This is a genomic window from Bradyrhizobium zhanjiangense, assembly GCF_004114935.1.
Taxonomy (GTDB): Bacteria; Pseudomonadota; Alphaproteobacteria; order Rhizobiales; family Xanthobacteraceae; genus Bradyrhizobium; species Bradyrhizobium zhanjiangense.
The window spans coordinates 5,471,204-5,495,173 of the sequence record NZ_CP022221.1 but is presented as its reverse complement, the minus strand read 5'-3'; the positions used below and the strand labels follow the sequence as shown (position 1 = coordinate 5,495,173).

The 23,970-nt window shown below is 65.5% G+C and carries 19 protein-coding genes; 5 read left to right on the top strand and 14 right to left on the bottom strand.

The features are described from left to right. Nucleotides 1-7 precede the first annotated feature (7 nt). Nucleotides 8-955: an alpha/beta hydrolase gene (locus tag XH85_RS26285; protein ID WP_128934122.1), complete on the bottom strand. Its 948-nt coding sequence runs from the start codon at nucleotides 953-955 to the stop codon at nucleotides 8-10. A gap of 208 nt (nucleotides 956-1,163) precedes the next feature. On the opposite strand from XH85_RS26285, the gene XH85_RS26280 reads away from it, so the two are divergent. Beyond that, nucleotides 1,164-2,192 carry a DUF2155 domain-containing protein gene (locus XH85_RS26280; RefSeq protein WP_164940402.1) on the top strand — a complete coding sequence of 343 codons (1,029 nt, stop codon included), beginning with the start codon at nucleotides 1,164-1,166 and terminating at the stop codon, nucleotides 2,190-2,192. 13 nt (nucleotides 2,193-2,205) lie between these two features. Here XH85_RS26280 and aat read toward each other — a convergent pair whose 3' ends face one another. The 10 genes from aat to XH85_RS26230 all read right to left on the bottom strand — a co-directional run bounded on the left by aat (nucleotide 2,206) and on the right by XH85_RS26230 (nucleotide 12,046). Continuing rightward, a complete protein-coding gene (aat, locus tag XH85_RS26275; RefSeq protein WP_128934120.1) occupies nucleotides 2,206-2,886 on the bottom strand; it encodes a leucyl/phenylalanyl-tRNA--protein transferase in 681 nt (226 codons plus the stop codon). Between the two features lie 62 nt (nucleotides 2,887-2,948). Continuing rightward, nucleotides 2,949-4,052 (bottom strand): sensor histidine kinase, encoded by a 1,104-nt coding sequence (locus tag XH85_RS26270; protein ID WP_128934119.1) that lies wholly within the window; start codon nucleotides 4,050-4,052, stop codon nucleotides 2,949-2,951. Beyond that, the gene (locus tag XH85_RS26265) at nucleotides 4,049-4,489 is read right to left on the bottom strand and encodes a response regulator (RefSeq protein WP_091888040.1); all 441 of its coding nucleotides are present in this window, start codon (nucleotides 4,487-4,489) and stop codon (nucleotides 4,049-4,051) included. The genes XH85_RS26270 and XH85_RS26265 overlap by 4 nt, the downstream gene beginning before the upstream one ends. Further along, the gene (locus tag XH85_RS26260) at nucleotides 4,486-6,012 is read right to left on the bottom strand and encodes a sensor histidine kinase (RefSeq protein ID WP_128934118.1); all 1,527 of its coding nucleotides are present in this window, start codon (nucleotides 6,010-6,012) and stop codon (nucleotides 4,486-4,488) included. The genes XH85_RS26265 and XH85_RS26260 overlap by 4 nt, the downstream gene beginning before the upstream one ends. Nucleotides 6,013-6,118: 106 nt before the next feature. Further along, nucleotides 6,119-7,477 (bottom strand): acetyl-CoA carboxylase biotin carboxylase subunit, encoded by a 1,359-nt coding sequence (gene accC / locus XH85_RS26255; protein WP_091888036.1) that lies wholly within the window; start codon nucleotides 7,475-7,477, stop codon nucleotides 6,119-6,121. 62 nt (nucleotides 7,478-7,539) lie between these two features. After that, nucleotides 7,540-8,034, bottom strand: a complete 495-nt coding sequence (gene accB, locus XH85_RS26250) for an acetyl-CoA carboxylase biotin carboxyl carrier protein (RefSeq protein WP_091888034.1) — start codon at nucleotides 8,032-8,034, stop codon at nucleotides 7,540-7,542. Nucleotides 8,035-8,069: 35 nt separating this feature from the next. Beyond that, the gene (gene aroQ, locus XH85_RS26245) at nucleotides 8,070-8,537 is read right to left on the bottom strand and encodes a type II 3-dehydroquinate dehydratase (protein WP_128934117.1); all 468 of its coding nucleotides are present in this window, start codon (nucleotides 8,535-8,537) and stop codon (nucleotides 8,070-8,072) included. A gap of 227 nt (nucleotides 8,538-8,764) precedes the next feature. After that, nucleotides 8,765-9,568, bottom strand: coding sequence for a DUF1236 domain-containing protein (locus XH85_RS26240; protein WP_128934116.1), 804 nt, complete (start codon nucleotides 9,566-9,568; stop codon nucleotides 8,765-8,767). 214 nt (nucleotides 9,569-9,782) lie between these two features. After that, a complete protein-coding gene (locus XH85_RS26235; RefSeq protein WP_128934115.1) occupies nucleotides 9,783-10,550 on the bottom strand; it encodes a DsbA family protein in 768 nt (255 codons plus the stop codon). Between the two features lie 95 nt (nucleotides 10,551-10,645). Next, nucleotides 10,646-12,046, bottom strand: coding sequence for a M48 family metalloprotease (locus XH85_RS26230; RefSeq protein WP_128937428.1), 1,401 nt, complete (start codon nucleotides 12,044-12,046; stop codon nucleotides 10,646-10,648). A 192-nt stretch (nucleotides 12,047-12,238) separates the two neighbouring features. Here XH85_RS26230 and XH85_RS26225 point away from each other — a divergent pair, with 192 nt between their 5' ends. From XH85_RS26225 to XH85_RS26215, 3 genes are all read left to right on the top strand, one after another. Beyond that, complete coding sequence (locus tag XH85_RS26225; protein ID WP_128934114.1) at nucleotides 12,239-13,426, top strand: pyridoxal phosphate-dependent aminotransferase; 1,188 nt, start codon at nucleotides 12,239-12,241, stop codon at nucleotides 13,424-13,426. Nucleotides 13,427-13,516: 90 nt separating this feature from the next. Then, entirely contained in the window at nucleotides 13,517-14,074 is a 558-nt protein-coding gene (locus XH85_RS26220; protein ID WP_128937427.1) for a biotin transporter BioY, read from the top strand. Between the two features lie 84 nt (nucleotides 14,075-14,158). Beyond that, nucleotides 14,159-15,493, top strand: coding sequence for a dicarboxylate/amino acid:cation symporter (locus XH85_RS26215; protein WP_128934113.1), 1,335 nt, complete (start codon nucleotides 14,159-14,161; stop codon nucleotides 15,491-15,493). A gap of 122 nt (nucleotides 15,494-15,615) precedes the next feature. On the opposite strand, the gene XH85_RS26210 is transcribed toward XH85_RS26215, so the two are convergent. The 3 genes from XH85_RS26210 to XH85_RS26200 form a co-directional block, all read right to left on the bottom strand. Further along, nucleotides 15,616-16,848 (bottom strand): NAD(P)/FAD-dependent oxidoreductase, encoded by a 1,233-nt coding sequence (locus XH85_RS26210; protein WP_128934112.1) that lies wholly within the window; start codon nucleotides 16,846-16,848, stop codon nucleotides 15,616-15,618. Nucleotides 16,849-16,890: 42 nt separating this feature from the next. Further along, nucleotides 16,891-18,387, bottom strand: coding sequence for an amidase (locus XH85_RS26205; protein WP_128934111.1), 1,497 nt, complete (start codon nucleotides 18,385-18,387; stop codon nucleotides 16,891-16,893). Between the two features lie 216 nt (nucleotides 18,388-18,603). Beyond that, a complete protein-coding gene (locus XH85_RS26200) occupies nucleotides 18,604-21,684 on the bottom strand; it encodes an Rne/Rng family ribonuclease (RefSeq protein WP_128934110.1) in 3,081 nt (1,026 codons plus the stop codon). Nucleotides 21,685-22,392: 708 nt separating this feature from the next. Between XH85_RS26200 and XH85_RS26195 the strand changes: the two genes are divergently transcribed. Then, nucleotides 22,393-23,688, top strand: a complete 1,296-nt coding sequence (locus tag XH85_RS26195; RefSeq protein WP_128934109.1) for an N-acetylmuramoyl-L-alanine amidase — start codon at nucleotides 22,393-22,395, stop codon at nucleotides 23,686-23,688. The last annotated feature ends 282 nt before the right edge of the window (nucleotides 23,689-23,970 follow it).

Here is a 23,970-nt window from a genome sequence, read left to right as displayed (position 1 = left end):
AACGGCGTCAGCCCAGCGCCTTCAGCCACGCGCCGATCTCGCGCACGGCGACGTTGGCCTCTCGCAACAATTTTCCCATCGTGAAGAAGCCGTGGAACTGACCGGGATAGTGCTTGGTAGTCACGGGCACACCGGCCTGCTTCAGACGCTCGGCATATTCGTCGCCTTCGTCGCGGAGAGGATCGGCGCCGGCGGTCAGCACATAGGCCGGCGGCAGGCCAATGAGGCTCGCAGCGCGCGCGGGCGAGGCGCGCCAGTCGTGGATGTCAGTCGCGCCATTGAGATAGTGGTCGCGGAACCAGCGGATCACCGAATGGGTCAGCAGCACGCTGGTCTCGGGCTCGCTGTGAGAGCTGTGCGTCATCGCGAAATCTGTGGCCGGATAGATCAGGACCTGGCCCGCGATCGCGGGACCGTCGCCATCGCGCGCGGCGAGCGCCACGACCGCGGTGAGATTGCCGCCGGCGCTGTCGCCGCCGATCGAGAGGCGCGAGGCGTCGATGCAGAGCTCGTGCGCAGTCGCGGCGACCCATTTGGTCGCGGCGATGGCGTCCTCGACGGCGGCGGGAAACTTGTGCTCGGGCGCAAGGCGATAGTCGACCGAGATCACGATCAGCGCGCCTTCGACCGCGAGCTGGCGGCAGACGACGTCATGGGAGTCGAGATCGCCGATCACCCAGCCGCCGCCGTGGAAGAACACCAGCGCCGGCGACAGGCCGTCGTGCCGGCGCGGTTCCTTCGGAACGTAGAGGCGGGCAGGGATCACGCCATGCGGCGCCGGGATCGCGAGCTGTGTGACGCGGGCAAGCTTCGGCGGCTCGGGGTTGGTGGCAAAGCGCGCCTGCGAATAATAGGCGCGCGCCTCCGGTGCAGTCAGGGTCTCGTAGGCGGGCCGGCCGGCCTCCTGGAACGCCTTGTAGACGGCAGCTGCATCGGGATCGAGCACGACGGGCATGGGGGGCGGCCTCAGGGTTTCCAGTTATGGTTGGACCGTCGTTTCGGGGGGCGAAGCCCGCCGCGGCCCCGGGAAAGGGTCTTTGCGACTATCCCATCCGGGAGCCGGTCTGGCCAGTCGGCGCCGGGCGGGGCAGGGATGCCGCCCTTCCCCCGCCGTATTCGCCGTGTTAACCGGAGGGCCTGCGAGCGGCGGTATCCCCTGTAAAATGTCCAACAAGCCCGATTCGCTGTTGAAGCCGCGCGAGATGTTCAAAACCCTTTCCCTGACAGGCCTTGCGGCGCTGCTGGCCGCCACCGCGCTCACGGCTGTGACGCCGGCCCAGGCGCAGATCGGCACGATCTTCTCCGATCCGCCGCCGCTGCGGCCGCCCGGCAACATTCCGCGCGGCCAGCCGCAGCCGCAGCAGATTCCCGACGACGACGAAGAGGTGCCGGAGCTGCCGCCGCAGGGCCGGGTGCTGCCCTCGCGCCCGATGCCGCCGCCTCCGGGCCGGCAGGGCAATGTGATGCCCGGGCCGGTCGAGACCCAGCCCCTGGCGCCACCGCCGGGCTCCAGCGTCGCGCCGCCAAACCAGCCGCCCTCCGCGGCGATCGCTCCGCCCAGTCCGCAAGGCGCGCCCGGTCAGCGCCAGCCCCAGCAGAAGGGCGCACCTAGCACGGTCCCGCAGACGCCGGCGAGCCTCCAGCCGGGCGACGAGGTCGTGACCGAACCGCCGGCCCAGAAGATCGTGAACAAGAAGGCGACCTTCTCCGGCCTCGACAAGATCACCGGACGCATCATCAATTTCGACGAGGAGATCGGCGAGACCGTTCAGTTCGGCGCGCTGCGGGTCAAGACCGACGCCTGCTATACGCGGCCGGCAACGGAGGCCACCAATACCGACGCCTTCGTCGAGGTCGACGAGATCACCTTGCAGGGCGAGGTGAAGCGCATCTTTTCGGGCTGGATGTATGCCGCAAGCCCCGGCCTGCACGGCGTCGAGCATCCGATCTACGATATCTGGCTCACCGACTGCAAAGAGCCGCAGCAGACCATTGCCACCGCCGCGCCGGACCCCGCGGCCAAGCCGGCCCCGCCACCGCCGCCTGCGCAGAAGAAGGCCGCGCCCAAGCAGGTGCAGCAGCGTCCGCCGCAGCCTCTGCCACCAATCCAGCAGCAGCAACAGGCTCCGCCGCCGCCTCCGCCACCAGAGCAGCGGCCTGGTTTGTTCGGTATCCCCGGGTTCGGCCGCTAAGTCCGGCTATCGATCATTGTCGCGAAGAGATGATCTCGAGCGCGCGCGCGCCCGGAATCGCCTCACCGGCAGAGAGCCTCAGGAAATCGCCGGGCTCGCCCGCGAGCGCCTTGTCGAGCAGCGCGGTGTAGCGCCGCCGCGAGATCTCGACCGCGCCGAAGCTCTTCAAATGCTCGGTGACATATTGCGTGTCGAGCAGCTCGAAGCCGCCTTGGATGAGCCGCGCGACCAGGTGCACCAGCGCGACCTTCGAGGCATCGCGTGCGGTGTGGAACATGCTTTCGCCGAAGAAGGCGCGCCCCAAGCTGACGCCGTACAGCCCGCCGACGAGGTCGTCACCCTGCCAGGCCTCGACGCTGTGGCAATGGCCGAGCTCGTGCAGCCCGCCATAGAGGTCGCGGATGCGCTTGTTGATCCAGGTATCCTCGCGCCCGGCTTGCGGCGCCGCGCAGCCGGCGATCGTCGCCTTGAACGCGGTGTTGACGGTGACGCGAAACGCATCCGAACGCACCGTGCGTGCGAGCCGCGAGGCCACGCGGAATCCGTCCAGCGGGATGACGCCGCGCAGCTCCGGCTCGACCCAGAACAGGGTCGGATCGTCGGCGCTTTCCGCCATCGGAAAGATGCCGCAGGCATAGGCACGCAGCAACACGGCCGGCGTGATTTCAGAAGAGGCAGAGTCGCGAGACGTCATGGCGCGCGACAATAGCAGGATCGCAATGCGGTTGCGATGGGTGGCACAAAGCCTCGCGCCTGTCAGCTCGCGGCGGCGGCGTTGGTCTTGCCGGGGGCCGGAGGCGCGCGGCGGAACCTGAGCACGATGCGGGTTCCACTATGGGCGGGGTCGCGCTCGACGGACGCGTCGAGCTTGGACGCCATGGCCGCGACGATGCGCTGGCCCATGCCGGTGGAGCGCGGATCGGCCTTGACGTTGTCTCCGACGCCGTTGTCGGTGATCGACAGCAGGAGATCCTCGCCCTGCGAGATCAGCTCGACATGGATCGGACCGGCGCCGTCGGGATAGGCGTATTTCACCGCGTTCATCACCAGCTCGTTGACGATGATGCCGACGGCGACCGCACGGTCCGGATCGATCTCGATCGGCTCGGCCTCCAGCGTCAGGCGCGACATCCGGTTGCCTTCGGCCGAGCGCCTGAGATCCTCCAGCAGCGAGTCCAGATACTGGTTCAGGACCACGCTCTTCAGGTCCTGCGAGGTATAGAGACGGCGGTGCACCTGCGCGACCGCGGCGACGCGGCCCATGGCATTGGTCAGCGCCGCCTTCACCTCCTCCTGCGCGGCGGAGCTCGCCTGAAGATGCAGCAGCGAAGCGATGATCTGGAGCGAATTGCCGACGCGGTGGTTGACCTCGCGCAGCAGCAGCTCGCGTTCGGCGGCGAGCGCGGCGTAGCGGTCGCGCGAGGCGTGGATCTCGGCTTCGGCTTCCTCGCGCGCCCTCTGCAACTCGGCCTGGCGCAGCGCGCCGTCGGCGGCGACGTGGAGGAGGGGGATGAAGTCGCCCTGGACGTCCTTGACCAGATAGTCGGCCGCCCCGGCCTTCAGCGCGGTGACCGCGATGCTGGAGTCCTGGGACGCGGTTACGAACACGACCGGCGGCGCGTCCGGGATCGCCATGATCTGCTCGAGCGTCTCCAGCCCGTCGAGGCCCGGCATGTACTGATCGAGTGCGACGACATCGATGCCACCCTCGGCGCCCGCGCGGCGGATCCGCTCGAGGCCTTCCTCGCCGCTCGCGGCATGAATGACCCTGTAGCCGCGTCGCGTCAGGCCGCGATCGACCAGGCGCGACAGCGCCTCGTCGTCGTCGATGTAGAGCAGTGTTGGCGTGTGCTGGTTCATGAGGCGGCGGGCGGGACCTGGATGACCGAGAAGAACAGGCCGAGCTGCCGGATGGCATTGGCGAAATTCTCGTAGTTGACGGGCTTGGTGATGTAGACGTTGCAGCCGAGCTCGTAGCAGCGCTTGATTTCCTGGGAGTCGTCGGTGGTGGTCAGCACCACCACGGGCGAAGCCTTCAGATATTTGTTCTCCTTGATCTGCTTCAGGATGTCGATCCCGGTCATGTCGGGGAGGTTGAGATCGAGCAGGATCAGCAGCGCATTGCCCTTCTGCACGAGCCCGCTGCCGTCGGCACCGAACAGGTGCTTCATCGCGTCCGTGCCGTTGGCAAAGGAGACGATCTCGTTGTTGACGCCGGACCTTCGGATGTTGCGCTCGATCAGGCGGGCGTGGCCCTCGTCGTCCTCGATCATGATGATGGTCACAGGCTTGGTCATCGATCTGCCTTCCGGTTACTCACGTTCCAGGCGATCGGCAGCGTGATCGTGAAGGTGCTGCCCGCGTTCAGTTCCGATGATACCGACATGGTGCCGCCGAGGCGACGCACAAGTGCACGTACATGCGCAAGACCGATGCCCTGGCCGGGCTTGTCCTGGGTTCCCGCGCGGCGGAACAGGTCGAATATCCGCTGGTGATCCTTCGGATCGATGCCGCGGCCGTTGTCGCTGATCTCGAAGATGGCATAGCCGAGCTTGGTGCGCCCGCGGATTCTGATCTCGCCGGGCACGCCGCTCTTCAGGTATTTGATCGCGTTGTCGATCAGGTTGGAGAAGATCTGCTCGAGCGCGAGGCGGTCGCTGATAAGGTTGGGCAGGGGCTCGACGTGAATCTCGGCCTGCGCTTCGGCGGCCTGGTGCGCCAGCGTCGACACGATGGCTCCGATCAGCTCGCTTGTGTCGATCTTCACTGGCTGGAATTCACGGCGGCCCTCGCGGGTGAGGTTGAGGATGGCGGAGATCAGCCGATCCATCTTGGCGATCGACGTCTTGATGAAGCCGAGCGCTTCGGAGAAGTCATCCGAGAGCTGCTTGTCAGCGCCTTCGAGCACGATCTCGCCGGGGGCGCCGGGCGCCAGTGGCGGTCCGTCGGCCGGGACATGGGTGAGGCTGCCGATGCGGCGGAAGACGTCGCCGCCGAGCTCCTCGAGTTCGCTGGTGAAGCCCATGATGTTGACGAGCGGCGAGCGCAGATCGTGGCTCACGATATAGGCAAAGCGCTGGATCTCGTCGTTGGCTTCGCGCAAGTCAGCCGTGCGTTCATCGACGACGGTCTCCAGATTGACGTTGGCATCGCGCAGGCGCGCTTCGGCCTCGTCGCGGGCGCGCGCCGAGCGCCGCACCAGCCAGATCGAGATCAGCGCCAGTAGCACGACGAGGCCGGAGCCGATGCCGGTCATCGATGCAGCGAGGGTCTGGCTGCTGTCGGCATTCGCCGACCGGAGCCGGAACAGTCGCTCCTCTTCGCCGATCATTGCCTCCGCCACATTGCCGATCGTGGTGGTGGCGCCCTGGGCCGCCGCCTCCCGTGACAGTGCCGTCGCCATGTCCGGCTGGCCTTGCCTGATGGCAGCGATTTCGCGCGCGAATTGGCCCAGACGAGTCTCAATCGCCGCGCTCAGCTTCTCGATGTTCTCACGCTGCGCGGGGTTGTCGCGGGTCAGGCGCGTGACCCTGTCGAGCGCGGGAATGATCGCCGCAACGGACCTTTCGTAATCTGTCTGGAATTCGGGTCCCAGCGTCAGGAGGTAGCCGCGCAGGGCGCTTTCGGCGCGCCGGACCTCGAGCAGCAACGCGTTGATCTGGTTCTCCGCCTCGATGGTGTGGACCACCCATTTGCTGTCTCCCCGCGCCTTGTTGACGAGGTAGACCGAGCCGGCGCTGATCACGGTCAGCACCAAAAGGCCCGCCGAGAACAGCAGGATTTGCCAGAATGCGAGCCGTCGATGGCCTTCAGCCTTCACGACGGTTCACCTGTCTATTTCAGTGGAGTTCAAAAGCGCCCCCCTCGGAACTGGCCCCAACGCTACAGAACGCAATTGGGGACAAAGGGTTCCACGAGGAGGAAGATTATCGCGGGGCGGGTTCCGCCTGGCCGGCCAAATACTGTTCCAGCCAGTGGATGTGATAGTCGCCGTTGATGATGTCGGCTTCGCGCACCAGCGCGCGGAACAGCGGCAGCGTGGTCTCGATGCCCTCGACCACCATCTCGTCCAGCGCCCGGCGCAGCCGCATCAGGCATTCGGCGCGGGTCTTGCCATGCACGATCAGCTTGCCGACCAGGGAATCGTAATAGGGCGGGATCGTGTAGCCCTGATAGACGGCGGAATCGATGCGGACGCCGAGGCCGCCGGGCGAGTGGTATTGCAGGATCCGGCCGGGCGAGGGGCGGAAGGTTTGCGGATTCTCGGCATTGATGCGGCACTCGATCGCGTGGCCGATGACCTGGACTTCGTCCTGCCTGGCCGGCAGATCGCCGCCGGCGGCGATGCGAATCTGCTCCAGCACGAGATCGATGTCGGTGATGCTCTCGGTGACGGGATGCTCGACCTGGATGCGGGTGTTCATCTCGATGAAGTAGAACTCGCCGTCCTCGAACAGGAATTCGATGGTGCCGACGCCGAGATATTTCATCTCGCGCATTGCCTTGGCGCACGTCTCACCGATCTTGGCGCGCGCAGCCGCGGCGAGGACGGGCGAGGGGCCTTCTTCCCAGACCTTCTGGTGGCGGCGTTGCAGCGAGCAGTCGCGTTCGCCGAGATGGATGGCGCCGCCACGGCCGTCGCCAAGGATCTGGATCTCGATGTGGCGCGGCTTCTGGAGGTATTTTTCGAGGTAGACGGACGCATCGCCAAAGGCGGACTTGGCCTCGTTGGCCGCGGTCGACAGCGCCACCTGGAGGTCGGCCTCGCTGTGGGCGACCTTCATTCCACGGCCGCCACCGCCGGCCGCAGCCTTCACCAGCACGGGGAAGCCGATCTTCTTGGCGATCGCCATCGCATCGTCATCGGGACCGACGGCGCCGTCGGAGCCGGGCACCACGGGGATGCCGAGGCGCTTGGCGGTCTTCTTGGCCTCGATCTTGTCGCCCATCAGGCGGATGTGCTCGGCCTTCGGGCCGATGAAATGCAGATTGTGCTCTGCGAGGATTTCCGCAAAGCGTGCGTTCTCGGACAGGAAGCCATAGCCGGGATGCACCGCATCCGCGCCGGTGATCTCGCAGGCGGCGAGCAGCGCGGGGACGTTGAGATAACTGTCCTTCGAAGGTGGCGGCCCGATGCAAACGCTCTCGTCCGACAGGCGCACATGCATGGCGTCGGCGTCGGCGGTGGAGTGCACGGCCACGGTCGCAATCCCGAGCTCCTTGCAGGCCCTGAGGATGCGAAGAGCGATCTCGCCGCGATTGGCTATGAGGATCTTGTCGAACATGGTGCCCTTAAGGGACGAATAGCGCGCGGGAAGCGGTGAGGGCGGTTGGCCGCCGGGGGCCGTTACTCAATGATAACGAGCGGCTCGCCGTACTCGACCGGCTGGCCATCCTCGACCAGGATCTGCGTAACCGTGCCGGCGCGCGGCGACGGAATCTGGTTCATCGTCTTCATGGCTTCGATGATCAGCAACGTCTGGCCGACCGAGACCTTGGTGCCGACGTCGATGAACGGCTTTGCGCCGGGCTCCGGCGCCCAATAGGCGGTACCGACCATCGGCGAGGTCACGGCGCCGGGATGTTTCGACAGGTCGGCCGCAGCAGTTGCCGGCGCGACCGCGGCTGCGGCCGCCGGCAGGGCGGCGGGAGCGGCTGCCACCGGCATCGGCATGGTCGCGGCAACGCTGACGTTGCGGGCGACGCGTAGGCGCAGGCCCGCACGTTCGATCTCGATCTCGGTGAGGCTGGTCTCATCGAGCAGCAAGGCCAGCTCGCGGACGAGCGCGGAATCCTCGCTGGAAAACTTTGCGGCTGCTTTGTCGTCTGGCTGGCGCGCCATGTTGTTTGATCCGAATGTTCTGTTGGAAGGGGGCGTCAGGCTTTAGGCTTGATGCCGAGCTTGGCGGCAAGGCCCTGGATGGCGAGGCGGTAGCCCTCGATGCCGAAACCGCACAGCGAGGCGAAGGCTGCGCGCGCGGTGTAGGAGTGATGACGGAAGCTCTCGCGGGCGTGGATGTTGGTCACGTGCACTTCGACCGTCGGGATCTGCACCGCGAGCAGCGCGTCGTGCAGCGCGATCGAGGTGTGGGAGTAGCCGCCGGCATTGATGATGATACCCCTCATCTTGCGGGCGTGTGCCTCGTGGACGAAGTCGATCAGCTCGCCTTCGCGGTTAGACTGCCGGCAGTCGGCCTTGAGGCCGAAGGCCGCCGCCGTCTCCCGGCACAGCGCCTCGACGTCGGCCAGCGTCGCTTGGCCATACTTTTCGGGCTCGCGCGTCCCCAGCATGTTGAGGTTCGGCCCGTTCAGGACGAGGATCGTGTCGGTTGCAGGTTCAGCCATTCCAATCCCGGAAGAGGTGCTTCGGCGTGGCGGGGGTTATAGGTAACAAAGCGCGTGAGGGGAAGCCTTGAAGGGCCTCCCGGGTGGCTTCAAGGACCTCATCCAGTGCGCAAAAACCTGTGTGGAAGCTGCGGAAATTGCTTGTTAACCGGTCCAAAGCATGGCTGCCGGCAAACGTAAAGGAGCGGGCATCGCTGCCCGCTCCCTGAGGTTGCCGTGATCCGGCCTTAGGCGTTCAGGATCGCCACGATCTCATAGGTATCCGGATCGATGATCACGATTTCGTTGCGGATCAGGACGAACTTGTAGGTCCGCCACTCCGGATAGATCGTCACGACCTTCGACGGCAGGGCGTGGAGCGTAATGCCCTCACGCGGGATGCGGGTGCCGACCGAAATGTTGAAGTTCACATTGGTCACGGGCGCCACCTTCTCCTCGCGGATCACTGAGGTGATCTGCGTGCGCTGCTCGGTCGAGAGCTTGGCGGCCGCGCCAGCCTGGCCGGTCGTCGTCTGCGACCGCTCGGTCCCGGTCTGGGTCTGGGTCTGGGTTTGGGAACCCTGGTGGCCAGGCGCATTCATACCGCTGCGGTCTTCCTGACCTTGGGTCTTCATGTCCTTGCTGCCCTTGGTCTCGGTTTCCTTGCTCATGCCACCCTTGGACTTCTCGTCGCTCCGCGGGCTCTGGCCGACCGTCGACGACTTCTCCGACTGCGTTGACTTCTCACGCGTCGCACCCGGCTGGTCCTTGTTCATCTTGTCGGACTGAGTCGACTTGTCATGAGCGCTCGGCTGATCCTTCTGATCCTTCATGCCGCCGGCCTGACCGACCGTTCCCTTCTCATGCTTATCTTGCTTGTCCATGGACTCTTGCTTGCCCATGGAGCCGCTGCGCTCGCCAGAAGGCTGCGTGCTGTGCTGGGTCTGCTGGCCACTCCCGTAGTCTTTGGTTCCAGTTCCTTGCGCATTGGCGAAACCGGTGCCGGCGATCAGCGCCAAGGCTGCAACCGAGACCAAAAAGCGATTAGTCATTTGAACCTCTCCTCACGTGCTTTCTTTGCGTCATTGCCCGCGCCGACAACGAAAGGAGAGCGCGGTCGTTCCGAAATCCAGGAGGTTCCGACGAGCTTTGTTTGTTGAACGCCGGATGAATGATTTTGCAGAGGCCGCGCCAAGATTTGGCACAAGAAAAAGGCCGGCTTTCCTGCCGGCCTTTTTCGCGTTTTCAGTATCGCAAAATGTGGGATCAGCAGGTCGCTTTGCCGCAGCGGGCGATGCCGATCTTTTCCCTGAGGCCTTCGACGCCGACGGCGCCGATCACGATCTGCTTGCCGATCACGTAACTCGGCGTGCCGTTCATGCCCATCGCTTCGGCGAGCTTGAAGTTCTCCTCGATGGTGGCGCGCACTTCGGGGCTGGTGATGTCCTTCTCGATTCTAGCGGTGTCGAGACCAGCCTCCTTGGCGGCTTGAATCGCGCGCGCCTTGTCCGCTGCGCCACGACCGCCGAGCAGTCTCTGGTGGAAGTCGAGATATTTCTTGCCGGAGGGATCCTGCATGCGCACGGCCACGGCGACCTGGGCCGCCTCGACCGAGCCCTGGCTCAGCACGGGAAATTCCTTCAGCACGACCTTCAGCTTCGGATCACTCTTCATGAGATCGAGCATGTCGCCCATGGCGCGTTTGCAGTAGCCGCAATTGTAGTCGAAGAACTCGACGAAGGTGACATCGCCGTCCTTGTTGCCGAGCACGACCTGGCGCGGCGAGTTGAAGATCGCGTCGGCATTTTGCGCGATGCTGGCCTCGTGCTTCTGGGTTTCGGCCGCGGCCTGACGCTTGCTGAGCTCGGTCATGGCCTCCTCGAGCACCTCGGGATGGCTGACGAGATAGTTCTTGATGATCGCCTCGATGTCGGTGCGCTGACTATCGGAGAAGCTCTCGGCCAACACGGGCGCGGCTGCGCTGAACATGGCGAGCGCAAACAGCGCGGGAGCAAGCAGGCGCAGCGAAGGCATGGTCAAATCCTCTTATCCAAAGCAGGTTTCGGTAAAACGTCGCGGCGAAAGCTCGATGTCGTGACGTCGTGGTGTCGGGCGTCGTTTGCGTTGCGTCAGTTGCGCGGCGGCTTGGCCGCCACGATGTCGTCGGCCTTGACCCATCCGGGCGTGCCAACGGCGAAACGTGTTTTCGCGCGCGTGGCGAGCTCGCGGGCGGTCTTGTTGTCGCCGCGCAAGTAGGCGGCTTGCGCCGACGCGAGATCCGCCTCGGCATAGTCTCCCTTCCGGCCATAGGCCATCGCGAGCTGGGTATAGCCGAGAGCGGCCTCGGGCTCCCGTGCCACCGCGGCGCGGAGAATCCGAACGGCGTCGTCGGTGTAGGCCTTATTATCGGTTCCAACCAGAGCCTGCCCAAGTAACATCTCGATGAGGGGGGCATTGTTCGAAAGTGCGACAGCCTTGCGCAGGGGCGCGATCGCCTCGGCAGGTTTGCCGCTCTCCAGCAAGGCCTGGCCGCGCACCTCGTAGAAGTACGGGTTGTTCGGCTGGACCTGGATCAGCGCGTCGATCTGGGAGAGCGCGCTGCGCAAATCCCCATGCAGATAGGTGCTGATGGCGCGGGCATAGCGCGCCGGCAAGCTGTCGTTGGTCTGGGGATAGCGGCGGTACACCGTCTCCGGCCGCTCCATGAACGCGGAGATCTTGGCGCGCACCATGTCATGGCGGAGCTGGAGCGCGGGATCGTCCTTTTTGTCCCAATAGGGGCTGGAGCTTGCGAATTCCTGCAGCGCGGCGACGCGCTCGGCCGGCATCGGATGCGACTGGAGATAGGGATCGGCGCCGCGCGCGGCGAACAGGCTCTCGCTGGTGAAGCGCTTGAAGGTCTCGTACATCCCCTTCGGCGACTGCCCCGTCGCGGTCAGGAATTTCACGCCGGCACGGTCGGCGTTCTCCTCCTGCTGGCGCTGGTAGGACAACAGCGTGCGGCGGATCATCTCCTGCGGAGCGGCGATGGCGGCCGCTCCTGCATTGGCAAGGCCGTTATTGCCGGCGCTGCTGCGCTGGGTGCTGCCCGCGGCGATTGCGCCGGCGCCGAGCAGCATCGCGATGATCATCTGGGTCTGGGCCGTGGCGAGCTGCTCGCGCAGCTTGGACAGATGACCGCCCGCCAGATGCCCGGTTTCGTGCGCGAGCACGCCGATAATCTGGTTCGGCGTCTCCGATTGGAGGATCGCGCCCCAATTGACGAAGATGCGGCGGCCGTCCGCGACGAACGCGTTGAACGAGCCGTCGTTGATGATCACCATCTGGATGTTCTGCTTCTCCAGACCGGCGACGCGCAGGATCGGACGGGTATATTCGCGCAGAAGCTGCTCGGTTTCGGTGTCGCGCAGGACCGGCGGCCCCTTGGCCTGCGCGCGCGCAGCCGAGAACGGCGTCAGCGCGATCGCCGTGGCCGTAACGAGGGCGGTGAGGGCGGAAGCCTTCTTGCGCAATGCGATCTGGAGCAACATCAAGCGGTCTGGGTCAAACGTCTTGGTCAAGCAGTTTCGTGATTGGTTTTGGCGATTGGCGGCGGACCGGATACGCGATATGCCCTTGTAAGCCTTACCCCTTATGAGCCGTACAATGCGGCTAGTCTGGGGCGCAAGCGCCCCCGTGTTCCGGACCGGACGGACCGGTCTGCCAGCGAATAGCAGAAATCGATGCACGATGCGACATTGAGGAACCGGTTGGGACAGTGGCTCGAGCCCTCCCGCCGCAGCGATGTTCCCCCGTTCATGGTGATGGACGTCATGGCCGCGGCGGCCCGAATCGAGGCCGCCGGCGGCCATGTCATCCATATGGAGGTCGGCCAGCCCGCGGCCGGCGCGCCCAGCACCGCGATCGCAGCCGCCCATGCTGCGCTCGAGGCGGGGCGGATCGATTATACCTCTGCGCTCGGCATCCCCTCGCTGCGCGAGCGCATCGCGCGGCATTATCGCGATGTCTATGGCTGTGACGTCAGCCCCGAGCGGATCGTGGTGACGACCGGCTCCTCCGGCGGATTTATCCTGGCCTTCCTGTCGATGTTCGAGCCCGGCGATCGCGTCGCGGTGACCGTGCCGGGCTATCCACCATACCGTCATATCCTCAGCGCGCTCGGCTGCGAGCCGGTGCTGATCGAGACCACGAACGAGACGCGCCACGCGCTCACCGGCGAGGCGTTGCTTGCTGCCCATCGCAAGGCGCCGCTGAAGGGAGTGTTGGTCGGCAGCCCCGCCAATCCGACGGGGACCATGATGTCCCGCGAGGCGCTCACTGGCCTGATCGCGGCCGCGCAGGACGCAGGTATCCGCTTCATTTCCGACGAGATCTATCACGGGCTGGATTATGCGTTTCCGGCGGTGACGGCGGCGGCGCTGTCGGACCAGACACTCGTGATCAACTCGTTCTCGAAGTATTTTTGCATGACGGGCTGGCGCGTCGGCTGGATGGTCGTGCCTGAGATCCTGGTGCGGCCGATCGAGCGGCTGCAGCAGAACCTCTCGATCTCGGTGCCGGCGCTGTCGCAGATCGCGGCCGAGGCCGCCTTCGACGGCGCGGCCGAGATGGAGGAGATCAAGCACGGCTACCAGGAAAACCGGCGCATTCTGATCGAGGGACTTCCCAAGGCCGGCCTGACCAGGTTCCTGCCCGCCGACGGCGCCTTCTATCTTTATGCCGACGTCTCGGACTTCACCTCCGACAGTTTCGAGTTCGCCAAGCAGATGCTGGAACAGGCTCATGTTGCGGCTACGCCCGGCCTCGATTTCGATCCCATCCATGGACGCTCGTTCGTTCGTTTTTCCTATGCACGTTCGCCCGAGGAGATGCGCGAGGCAGTTGACCGGATCGCTGACTGGCTTAAATAGCCGCCAGTTTTCGATCCACTTCCGGAGTTCATCTTGTCTGACCGATCTGCCGCGCCCGTCGTCACGTCGCATTCTCCTCTCGCCACATTGATGTGGCCGACCCGGCCGGGCGAAACCGTCGGCGCAGTGCGCGCCTTCGTGCTGATTGCGCTCGGCACCGCGTTGATGGCGCTATCAGCCAAGGTCAGCCTGCCGCTGCCCTATGTGCCCATGACGTTGCAAACGCTTGTGGTGCTGATGATCGGCGCTGCCTATGGCTGGCGCCTTGGCAGCGCAACCATGATCGCCTACCTCGCCGAGGGCGCGCTCGGCCTGCCGGTGTTTGCCGGTCCGTTGGGCGGCATTGCACCGCTAATTGGTCCGACTGCAGGCTATCTGTTCGGTTTCATTGCCGCCGCCTTCGCGACCGGCTGGCTCGCCGAGCGCGGCTGGGATCGCAACGTGGTGCTGCTATTTGCGGCCATGGCCGTTGGCCATATCGTCATTCTCGCTGCCGGGTTTGGCTGGTTGGCCTTTGGCCTTGGCCTCGGCGCAGCGAAGGCCTGGCAGGTCGGCATTGTGCCGTTTATTGCGGCTTCGCTGGTCAAGAACGCGCTCGGCGCCGCGTTGATGCCGGCAGCGCGCCGGATCGTCGATCGCCGCGGGTAAAACGCGCAGTAACGAGCAGTTCCAATTGACAGGGCCGGCCAAGTTGATCTTGGCTGGCCCGATAGTTTGAGGGGGAGTGAAACGATGACGACGACAACGATGGCGGAAGCGCCGGTCGCGCCGCCCGCCGCCAAGCCGTGGTACAAAATTCTCTACGTCCAGGTCCTGATTGCCATCGTGCTCGGCGCCATCGTCGGCTGGCTGTGGCCACAGCTCGCCACCAATGAGTGGATCAAGGCGCTCGGCGACGGCTTCATCAAGCTGATCAAGATGGTGATCGCGCCGATCATCTTCTGCACCGTCGTCTCGGGCATCGCCCATATCCAGGACGCCAAGAAGGTCGGCCGCATCGGCGTCAAGGCGCTGGTCTATTTCGAGGTCGTCTCGACCTTCGCGCTGGTGATTGGACTCATCATCGGCAACTTGGTCAAGCCCGGCGCGGGCTTCGGCAGTGGCGCGGCAAGCGAGGCGGCCGTCGCAAATTACGCCAAGCAGGCTGCCGGTCAGAAGTCGGTCGACTTCGTGCTGCACATCATTCCGGACACCGTGGTCGGCGCCTTCGCGCAAGGCGAGATCCTCCAGGTGTTGCTATTCTCGGTGCTGTTCGGCTTTGCGATCATGAGCCTCGGCGAGCGCGGCCACACCATCCGCAGCTTCATCGACGATGCCGCGCATGCCGTGTTCGGCGTCATCTCCATCGTTATGCGTGCAGCACCGATCGGCGCGTTCGGCGCGATGGCCTATACGATCGGCAAGTTCGGCACCGGCGCGATCCTCAACCTGGTCGGGCTGATCGCCACGTTCTACGTCACCGCGGCGCTGTTCGTGTTCGTCGTGCTCGGCATCATCGCGCGCGTGGCGGGGTTCTCGATCTTCAAGTTCCTGGCCTACATCAAGGATGAGCTGCTGATCGTGCTCGGCACTTCGTCGTCGGAAAGCGCGCTGCCATCCTTGATGGAAAAGCTGGAGCGGCTCGGCTGTTCCAAGTCGGTGGTCGGTCTCGTCGTGCCCACGGGTTACTCGTTCAACCTCGACGGCACCAACATCTACATGACGCTGGCGACACTCTTCATTGCGCAGGCACTCGGTTACGATCTCTCCTTCAGCCAGCAGCTCACGATCCTGGTCGTGGCGATGCTGACCTCGAAGGGCGCCTCCGGCATCACCGGTGCCGGCTTCATCACGCTGGCGGCAACGCTCGCCGTGGTCGATCCGCGTCTCGTGCCGGGCATGGCGATCGTGCTCGGCATCGACAAGTTCATGAGCGAATGCCGCGCGCTGACCAACCTGTGCGGCAACGGCGTCGCCTGCGTGATCGTCGCCTGGTGGGAGCGCGAGCTCGACCGCGACAAGCTTAACGCCAACCTCTCCAAGCAGATCGATCCGACCGACATGGAGACGGCGATCACGACGGACTGATCGGCGCGACGCACCGTCAGGCTTCGAACTGATAGGGCTGGTCGAGATACTCGACCAGCCCTTTTTCTTTCGGCGACCATCCGCTCAAGGCGCGCGTCGTGCTCAGATCGGAACGTCGACCGCTAAAATCGCTCCGGCCGGTAGGGCGCCGGATCGATCGCCGGCGTCTCATCGCTCATGATTTCGGCGAGCAGGCGGCCGGTCGCAGGCCCCAGCGTAAAACCCTGGTGGCCGTGACCGAAATTCATCCAAAGGCCCGGATGTCGCGGAGCTTGCCCGAGCACCGGAAGCATGTCGGGCGTGCAGGGCCTCGTGCCGAACCACGGATCCGGCTCGACCCGCTTGCCGAGATCGATCAGCTCGCGTGCGGAGGCCTCGGCGCTGGCGAGCTGCACCGGCGTTGCGAGCGCGTCCATGCCGGTCAATTCCGCGCCGGTGGTGATGCGGATGCCCTTGGCCATCGGGCCCATGGCGTATCCGCCGCCCTTGTCGACGAGGGGGAGGTCGAGCGAAGCGCCGCCGCTGTAGTGCATGTGGTAGCCGCGCTTGCGTACCAGCGGAATGCGGTAGCCGAACTTGTGCAACAGATCGGGCGACCACGGCCCGAGCGTCACGACCGCGTGGGGAGCGTCGAGACGTCCCTGGTCCGTATCGACCGACCAGCCGGTCGCGGTCTGCCGCAGGCTCTGGGCATCACCGAGAACAATGGTGCCGCCGAGGCGCTCGAACAGCTCGGCATAGGCCGTGACGAGGGCGCCTGGATCGGACACGGTCCAGGTGTCGAGCCAATGGATCGCGCCGGGGAGATCGTCGCGCAGGATCGGCTCGGCCTTGGCAAGCTCGCTGCCGGAGAGCACGCGGAAATTCACGCCGAATTCGCGCTGGTCTTCCTCCGCGGTCTTGATCGCGAGATCGAATGACGCAGGATCGCGATGCAGCATGCGATAGCCGGCGCGGCGGATGAGATTGTCGGCATGGGCTTCGCGAATGAGGATGTCGTGCTCCGCCGTCGCATAGGCGATCAGCCGTGCCCAGGCCTCGATCGCCTCGCGATGCCGCTTCGGCGCCGAATGCCACCAATAGCGGAGCAGGGGCTCGATATGGAGATGCAGCGACGACAGGCTGTAGCGCACGTCGTTGGTGCGGCCGGTCGCGATCTTCAGCAGCGTGGCGAGGTCGCGTGGCATCGGATAGGGGCGGACCGCTTCCGCCTGGATCATCCCGGCATTGCCGTAGCTGGTCTCGCGGCCCGGCTCCCTGCGGTCGACCAGCGTGACGGACCAGCCGCGTTGCCGCAGGTGCAGCGCCGCGCTGACGCCGATCATGCCGCCGCCGAGAACGATCGCGCTTTGCATTGGCAGAATTCTCCTGTCAGGCTGGTTGTGGGCGAGGTCGGGTCATTCCCAGGCGAGGAAGCCTGGTGCGGCCGACAGCGGCGGCGCCGCGGCGAGCCGCGCCAGATCGGGGACCGGCCGGCACAATTGCGCATCATCCGCGAACGCCGCTTCGATGCTCGCGGCGACCGAGAGCACGACGGCATCGCCACCGCGCGGGCCGACGATCTGGAGGCCGAAGGGCAGGCCGGCTTCATCGAGGCCGAGCGGAATACTGATGGCGGGATGGCCGGGAAGCGTGACGGCATAAGCGAGCGCGAGCCAGTGGAAGTAGGATTTTGTCGGCGTGCCGTCGATCTCGGCGGGGTAGAGTTCCGACCACGGCCGCGGACTCAGGGTGATGGTCGGGCTGATCAGCACGTCGGTCGCTTCGAAGAAGCTCTGATAGGCGCGATAGATCCGCGTCTGTGTCGTTGCGGCGCGCGCATGGTCTTCGAGCGTGTAGCCGAGTCCTTCCTCGACATTGGCGCGGACATTGGGGCCGAGCATCTCGGGACGCTCCTTGTAGTTCTTGCCGTGCGTCGCCAGGAACATGCCCGCGCGCAGCACGGCGAAGGCGTCGTCTGCGCCGGCGCAATCCGGCGTCGCTTCGCGGCATGCGGCGAAGAGCGGTGCAAGCTTGCCAACGCGCTGCCGGAACACGCGCCGGATCGCCTGCTCGGTCGGGGCGAAGCCAAAGTCCTCGGTGAAGGCGAGGCGCAGCTTGCCGAGCTCGGCGGGACGCGGCGCGGCCCAGCGCTCGGCGCAGCCGCGCAACGGCTCGCCGGGCAGCGTATAGGCAAGCGGATCGCGCGCATCGTCACTCGCCATCACCGACAGCATCAGCGCGGTGTCGGCGACATTGCGCGCCATCGGCCCGTCGGTCGACAGATTGGACCAGCCGAACGCGCGCTTCTCGCTGGCCACGAGGCCGTAGGACGGACGCATGCCGACAATGCCGGCGTAGCCCGCCGGATTGCGCAAGGAGCCGCCCGTGTCCGAGCCGGAAGCGAGCGGAGCCATGCCGCAGGCGAGCGCCACCGCCGAGCCGCCGGATGAGCCGGCCGCCGAGCGCATCGGATCGAACGGATTGCCGGTTGCGCCGAACACGGGGTTGCGGGTGTTGCCGCCCGCGGCCCATTCCGGCGTGTTGGTCTTGCCGAAGATGATGGCGCCGGCTGCACGCAGCCGCGCGATCGAGCCCTGGTCGGCCGCCGGGACGTTATCTCTGAGCAGCGGGCTGCCATAGGTGCTGCGCAGCCCGGCCGTGTCCTGGGTGTCCTTGATGAGAACGGGGAGCCCATGCAGGGCGCCACGATCCTCGCCGCGCAGGATGGCGGCCTCGGCCTCCTTGGCCGCGGCGCGTGCGCCTGATACGTCCAGCGTCACGACGGCGTTAACGGCCGGATTGATGGCGGCGATCCGCGACAGACAGGACTCCAGCAGCTCGACGGGCGAGATCGCCCGGGTGGCCAGCAGGCGGCGCAGTTCGACGGCACTGGAATCGCAAAGCTCTGACAAATGCCAATCCCCTTTCAAATCGTGAAGACGATCTAGCACACCGGACACTCGGTTGGGCGCGCTGCCACCGAGTTTTTGCGTTTTGGAGATTCTCTCCAGCTCCGCCAGATCACGCCGCTTCGCTTGGTGACGACGAACTACGCCGTCGTGCGAGCAAGAGAGCGCCCAAACAAAAACGCCCGGCTGTGCCGGGCGTTTTGCATTCGATATTCGGCTTTATTCGCCGCCACCGAAGCGGCGCGACCACCAGCCGGCACGGCGCGGGGCGGCCGGAGGTTCGTTTGCGGCTTGCGGTGCGGGCTCAGCTGCTGGCGCGGGCGCAGCAACCGGTTCGGTCGGCTGCGCAACCGGTGTCGCGGGTTCGGGCTGGCTGTGCAGCAGGAAGCTCACCTTTTCCCGGACGGTGGAGCGGCGTCGCGCGGCCTTGTCGTCGACGGGCTCTTCGACCGGCGCTGCGGTCGCCGTGACGGGAGCCGGCTCCGGCCGGGGCGGCGCCTCACTCTGCACGTCGGCGCGCGGTTCAGGCTGCGCCGCCTGTGGTTCGGCGATGTGTTCGCCCTGTGCAATCGAGGGCGCGGCCTCGTTGCCAAAGCTGTCGAAATCGGCGACTGCGTCGGTCGCCTCCGGCGGCGCATTGGCAGCGAGCTCGTCGCCGATGGAGCCGGCAAGACCTTCCTCGGCGCCACCGCGCCGACGGCGTCCACCGCGGCGACCACGCCGACGTCGGCGCTCACCGCCGCCCTGCTGCTCGCCGCGGGCGGCCTGTTCCTCGCCTTCCTCGCCATCCTGCTCGGACTCTGAATCCTCTTCGGCTTCGCCGGCGGCCATAGCGGCCTCAGGAAGCGTGGGTGCGTTATCCTCGCGCAACTCGCCGTCGCGCTGGCCGCCACGGCCGCGGCGGCGGCGGCGGCGCTTGCGGCGCTGGCCGTCCTGCTCGGGGGCTGCCTCACCGGCGGCCTGCTCCTCGGCGAGCCCTTCGGTCTCCTCGGACTCGATCTCGGATTCCAGCTCCGCATCGAACTCCTCGTCCTCATAGGCGTCTTCGACCAGGGGCGGCGGGCTCGCAGCCGCCTGCGCCGCAAGCAGCGCCTTGGCAGCTTCCAGCGTATGCACCTGCTCGCCGCGGTCGATAACGTAAGCCTGAGGTCCGCTGACGGACTGATCGGCGATGACCGACAGCGTGACCTTGAAGCCGTTCTCGAGATCACGCAGATGACCGCGCTTGTGGTTCAGCACGTAGAGCGCGACGTCGGTGCGGGTGCGAACCACGAGATTGTGGGTCGCGCCCTTCATCAGGATCTCTTCGAGGCCGCGCAGCAACTGGAGCGCCACCGAGGAGACCGAGCGGACATGACCGGTGCCGCCGCAATGCGGGCAGGGATCGGTCGAACTCTCCAGCACGCTGGCGCGAATGCGCTGGCGCGACATTTCCAGCAGGCCGAAATGCGAGATGCGTCCGACCTGGATGCGCGCGCGATCCTGCCTGAGGCAATCAGACAGCTTGCGCTCGACCGCACGGTTGTTGCGCTTCTCGTCCATGTCGATGAAGTCGATGACGATCAGGCCGGCGAGGTCGCGCAGGCGGAGCTGACGGGCGACCTCTTCGGCAGCCTCCAGATTGGTCTTGAGCGCGGTGTCCTCGATATGGTGCTCGCGGGTCGATCGTCCCGAGTTGACGTCGATCGAGACCAGCGCTTCGGTCTGGTTGATGACGATATAGCCGCCGGAGCGAAGCTGTACGGTCGGCGAGAACATCGCATCCAGCTGGCTCTCGACACCCATCCGCGAGAATAGCGGCTGGCCGTCGCGATACTGCTTCACCGCGCTGACATTGGCGGGCATCAGCATCTTCATGAAGTCGCGCGCTTCGCGGTAGCCGGATTCGCCGGCCACCTGGATCTCGTCGATCTCCTTGTTGTAGAGGTCGCGCAGCGAGCGCTTGATCAACGAGCCTTCCTCGTAGACGAGGGTCGGGGCCTGCGACTTCAGCGTCAGGTCGCGCACCGTCTCCCACATCCGGATCAGATATTCGAAGTCGCGCTTGATCTCGGGCTTGGTGCGGGCAGCGCCGGCGGTGCGCAGGATGATGCCCATGCCCTCGGGCACGTCGAGATCCTGCACCACTTCCTTCAGGCGCGACCGGTCCTGGGCGCTGGTAATCTTGCGGCTGATGCCGCCGCCGCGCGCAGTGTTGGGCATCAAGACGGCATAGCGGCCGGCGAGCGACAGATAGGTCGTCAGCGCAGCGCCTTTGTTGCCGCGCTCTTCCTTGACGACCTGCACCAGCATCACCTGGCGGCGCTTGATGACCTCCTGGATCTTGTACTGGCGGCGCGGGCGGAAGGTGCGCTCCGGCACTTCCTCCAGCACGTCGTCGCCGCCGACGGATTCGACGAGTTCCTCTTCGGCTTCCTCGCCGTCCTCGTCCTCGTCCTCTTCGTCAGCCGTCACTTCCGCGGCCTTGGCATGCGCCGCGTCGGCGGCGTAAACGGCATCGGCTGGTTCAGCGGCGACAGCTACCGCTTCGGCGAAAGCCTCGGCGTGGGCTTCGGGGGCAACGGCCTCCTGCGGCTCGGCAACGGTCTCGGCCGCAACCACGGGCTCGGCGCCGACGGCCGCGACAGGCGCGGGCGTCTCGTCGGCTTGATCATGGTCGTGATGATCGTGCTCGCCGTGATCACCCTGGTCGTCATCAGCGTGGGCGTGTTGGTGATCGTCATCATGGGGCTGATGATCGCCATGATCGTCTTCGTGATGATCGTGGCCGTCGTACTCGCCATGATGCTCGGCATCGGCGTGCAGGTGCTCGCCTTCGTGCGAAGCGCCTTCAGTCTGCGCCGGCAGGGCCTCGCCCTCGACCGGCTGGGCCGCGGGGTCGGCGCCGGCCTCGAGGCCTTCGACGATGTCGCTGCGGACGCGTTCGCCGTGGCCGCGGCGACGGGCGTTGCGGTGGCGCGAGCGGCGGCGGCCGTGGGAGCGGTTCTCGCTCTCTTCCTCGGCCTCGCGATGAGCCTGTTCCTCGGCCTCGATCAGCGCCTGCCGGTCGGCGACCGGGATCTGGTAGTAATCGGGATGGATTTCGCTGAATGCGAGGAAGCCGTGGCGGTTGCCGCCATATTCGACGAAAGCGGCTTGGAGCGAGGGTTCGACCCTGGTGACCTTGGCGAGGTAGATATTCCCGCGCAGTTGCTTGCGTTGTGCGGTCTCGAAGTCAAACTCTTCGACGCGATTGCCGCGGACCACGACGACCCGGGTCTCTTCCGGGTGGGTGGCATCGATCAACATCTTGTTGGGCATGTCTTAACTCTTGGCGGCGGCGGGCGCGATTCACCGTGGGCGCGTATCGCGCCGCCGGGTGACGCGACGGTCCACCTGATTCGGGGGTGAGGGGAAGGCCGAAACGCCGTCTCTCGCGCCTTGCCGAACCGGAAGCTTCAGGACCAATGTGGCGCGCGGAATTTTCAATCCGCAGCGTCGCGAATGGTCCTTTAGAATTCGTCGGCACAGTCTGGCGCATCAAGCGTCGGCCCGTATGAAACATTGGGCGGCGAGGCCGCCCCTCAATCAGTTGCTGCTGGCCAGGCATGGCGCGAGCGCGCTCGCCTTGGGGGATCACGAACCGGTCCCTTGGGATCAAGAGACCGGCTTAATGGGTTACGTCGCTGTCAGAACCGCCCGGGTAACGTGAGTGGTAACCCAGGACCGTCCGCCGCCGGAGCTTGACCCGCTCCATCTCGTTGCCGCGCACCGCGCTGGTCTTAGAGGGGGAACGGAAAACGCTGGAATTCCCAAACCTTGAGAGTTCCGGCGCTGCACCGGGAGGCTGATGCGACACAACCGGGAATATCGGCCGTCAGCAGTCCGTACATACGAGGAATGAGCCATCCGTGCAAGGGAGCGTCGCACGGCGGTCACAGTCAGCGAGTTTCGCACATCCGTCATTAAGGATCGTTTAACCCTGTGGTTCTATTGCGTTAAAGAGGCTGCTCGGAGGCACGGAATTCGGTGGCGAGCCGCACAAATCAAAGGGTTTTGCTGGGATGCGCGCTGCTGTGCGCCGCAGCATTGCCATATGCCGATTCCTCGCGCCTGAGCGCAGCGGAAAGCCAGCCACAACCCTCTGTTGCGGTCGCGAATTTTCCCACCGCTTCGGCAGCCCGTCTGGCTGGCGACGGCAAGCAGACCCGCTTCATCCTCGACATCGACCAGACCGTTACCTTTCGTGCCGTCACGCTCGCCGACCCCTACCGCGTGGTGGTGGATGTGCCGCAAGTCAATTTTCAGCTGCCCGCCGGTACCGGCAGCGGGGGGCGGGGGCTGGTCAAGGCCTTCCGCTACGGGCTCGTCATGCCCGGCGGCTCGCGAATCGTGTTCGACCTGACCGGGCCGGCGAAGATCGCCAATTCCTACGTGGTCGACGCCGCCAATGGCCAGCCGGCCCGTCTCGTGCTCGAGCTGGAAGAGGTCGACCGCGCCGCCTTTGTGCCCTCGCTCGCCCCCGAAAACCGTCCCGAGCTGAGGCCCGCGATCGCCGAGGCGCCGCCTGCCACGTTTCCCACTACGGCGACCCCGGATACCGCGCAGCAGAAGGCCGATGGCCGTCCGGTGGTCGTGATTGATCCCGGCCATGGCGGTATCGATAACGGTACGCAGTCGAGCGGCGAGAGCGAGAAGAACCTCGTCCTGGCCTTTGGGCTGGCGCTACGCGATAGACTGGAAAAGGCCGGCAAATACCGCGTGGTCATGACGCGGGACGACGATACCTTCATTCCCCTCAATGACCGGACCAAGATCGCCCGCAACCTCAAGGCCGCTTTGTTCGTCTCGATTCATGCCGATGCGCTGCCACGTGCCGAGGGCGATGCGCAGGGCGCGACCATCTACACGCTCTCCGATAAGGCCTCCGACGCCGAGGCCCAGCGGCTGGCGGACGCCGAGAACCGGGCGGACGCGATTGCTGGCTTCAACCTCGCGGAGGAGCCGACCGACGTCGCCGACATATTGATCGACCTCACGCAGCGGGAAACCCGCACCTTTTCAAATCGTTTTGCCCGTCTGCTGATGGGGGAAATGAAGTCAACGGTGCGGATGCACAAGCATCCCCTGAAGTCGGCCGGCTTCCGGGTCCTGAAGGCGCCCGACGTGCCCTCGGTGCTGGTCGAGATCGGCTATGTCTCGAACAAGGGCGACCTCGAGCACCTGGTCTCCGAGGGCTGGCGCTCCCGCGCCGTGGGGTCCATGGCGCAGGCGATCGACGGGTTTTTGGCCAAGCGGATGGCCACGGCGGGATCGTCAAATTGACGACCCGGGGATCGTCAAATTGACGACGTGGGGATCGTCAAATTGACGACCGGGGGTCTTCGAACTGAAAGGGTTTTTCCGTCCCGCCGCAAAAGCCCTAGTTTGGCCACAGCGGGCGCTTTATAAAAATGCCGCAGGGGGTTCCGGAATCGGAGAGAGAATCCCGCTCGGCAGGCGTCTAAAATCCGGCACTGATGTGATTGCGTAAGCCGGTGAATTCGTGACGTAAGGGTTGGCCCCTGTTTGGGGTGCCAAGGGGCTGATACTGGGCTGATCCAGAGT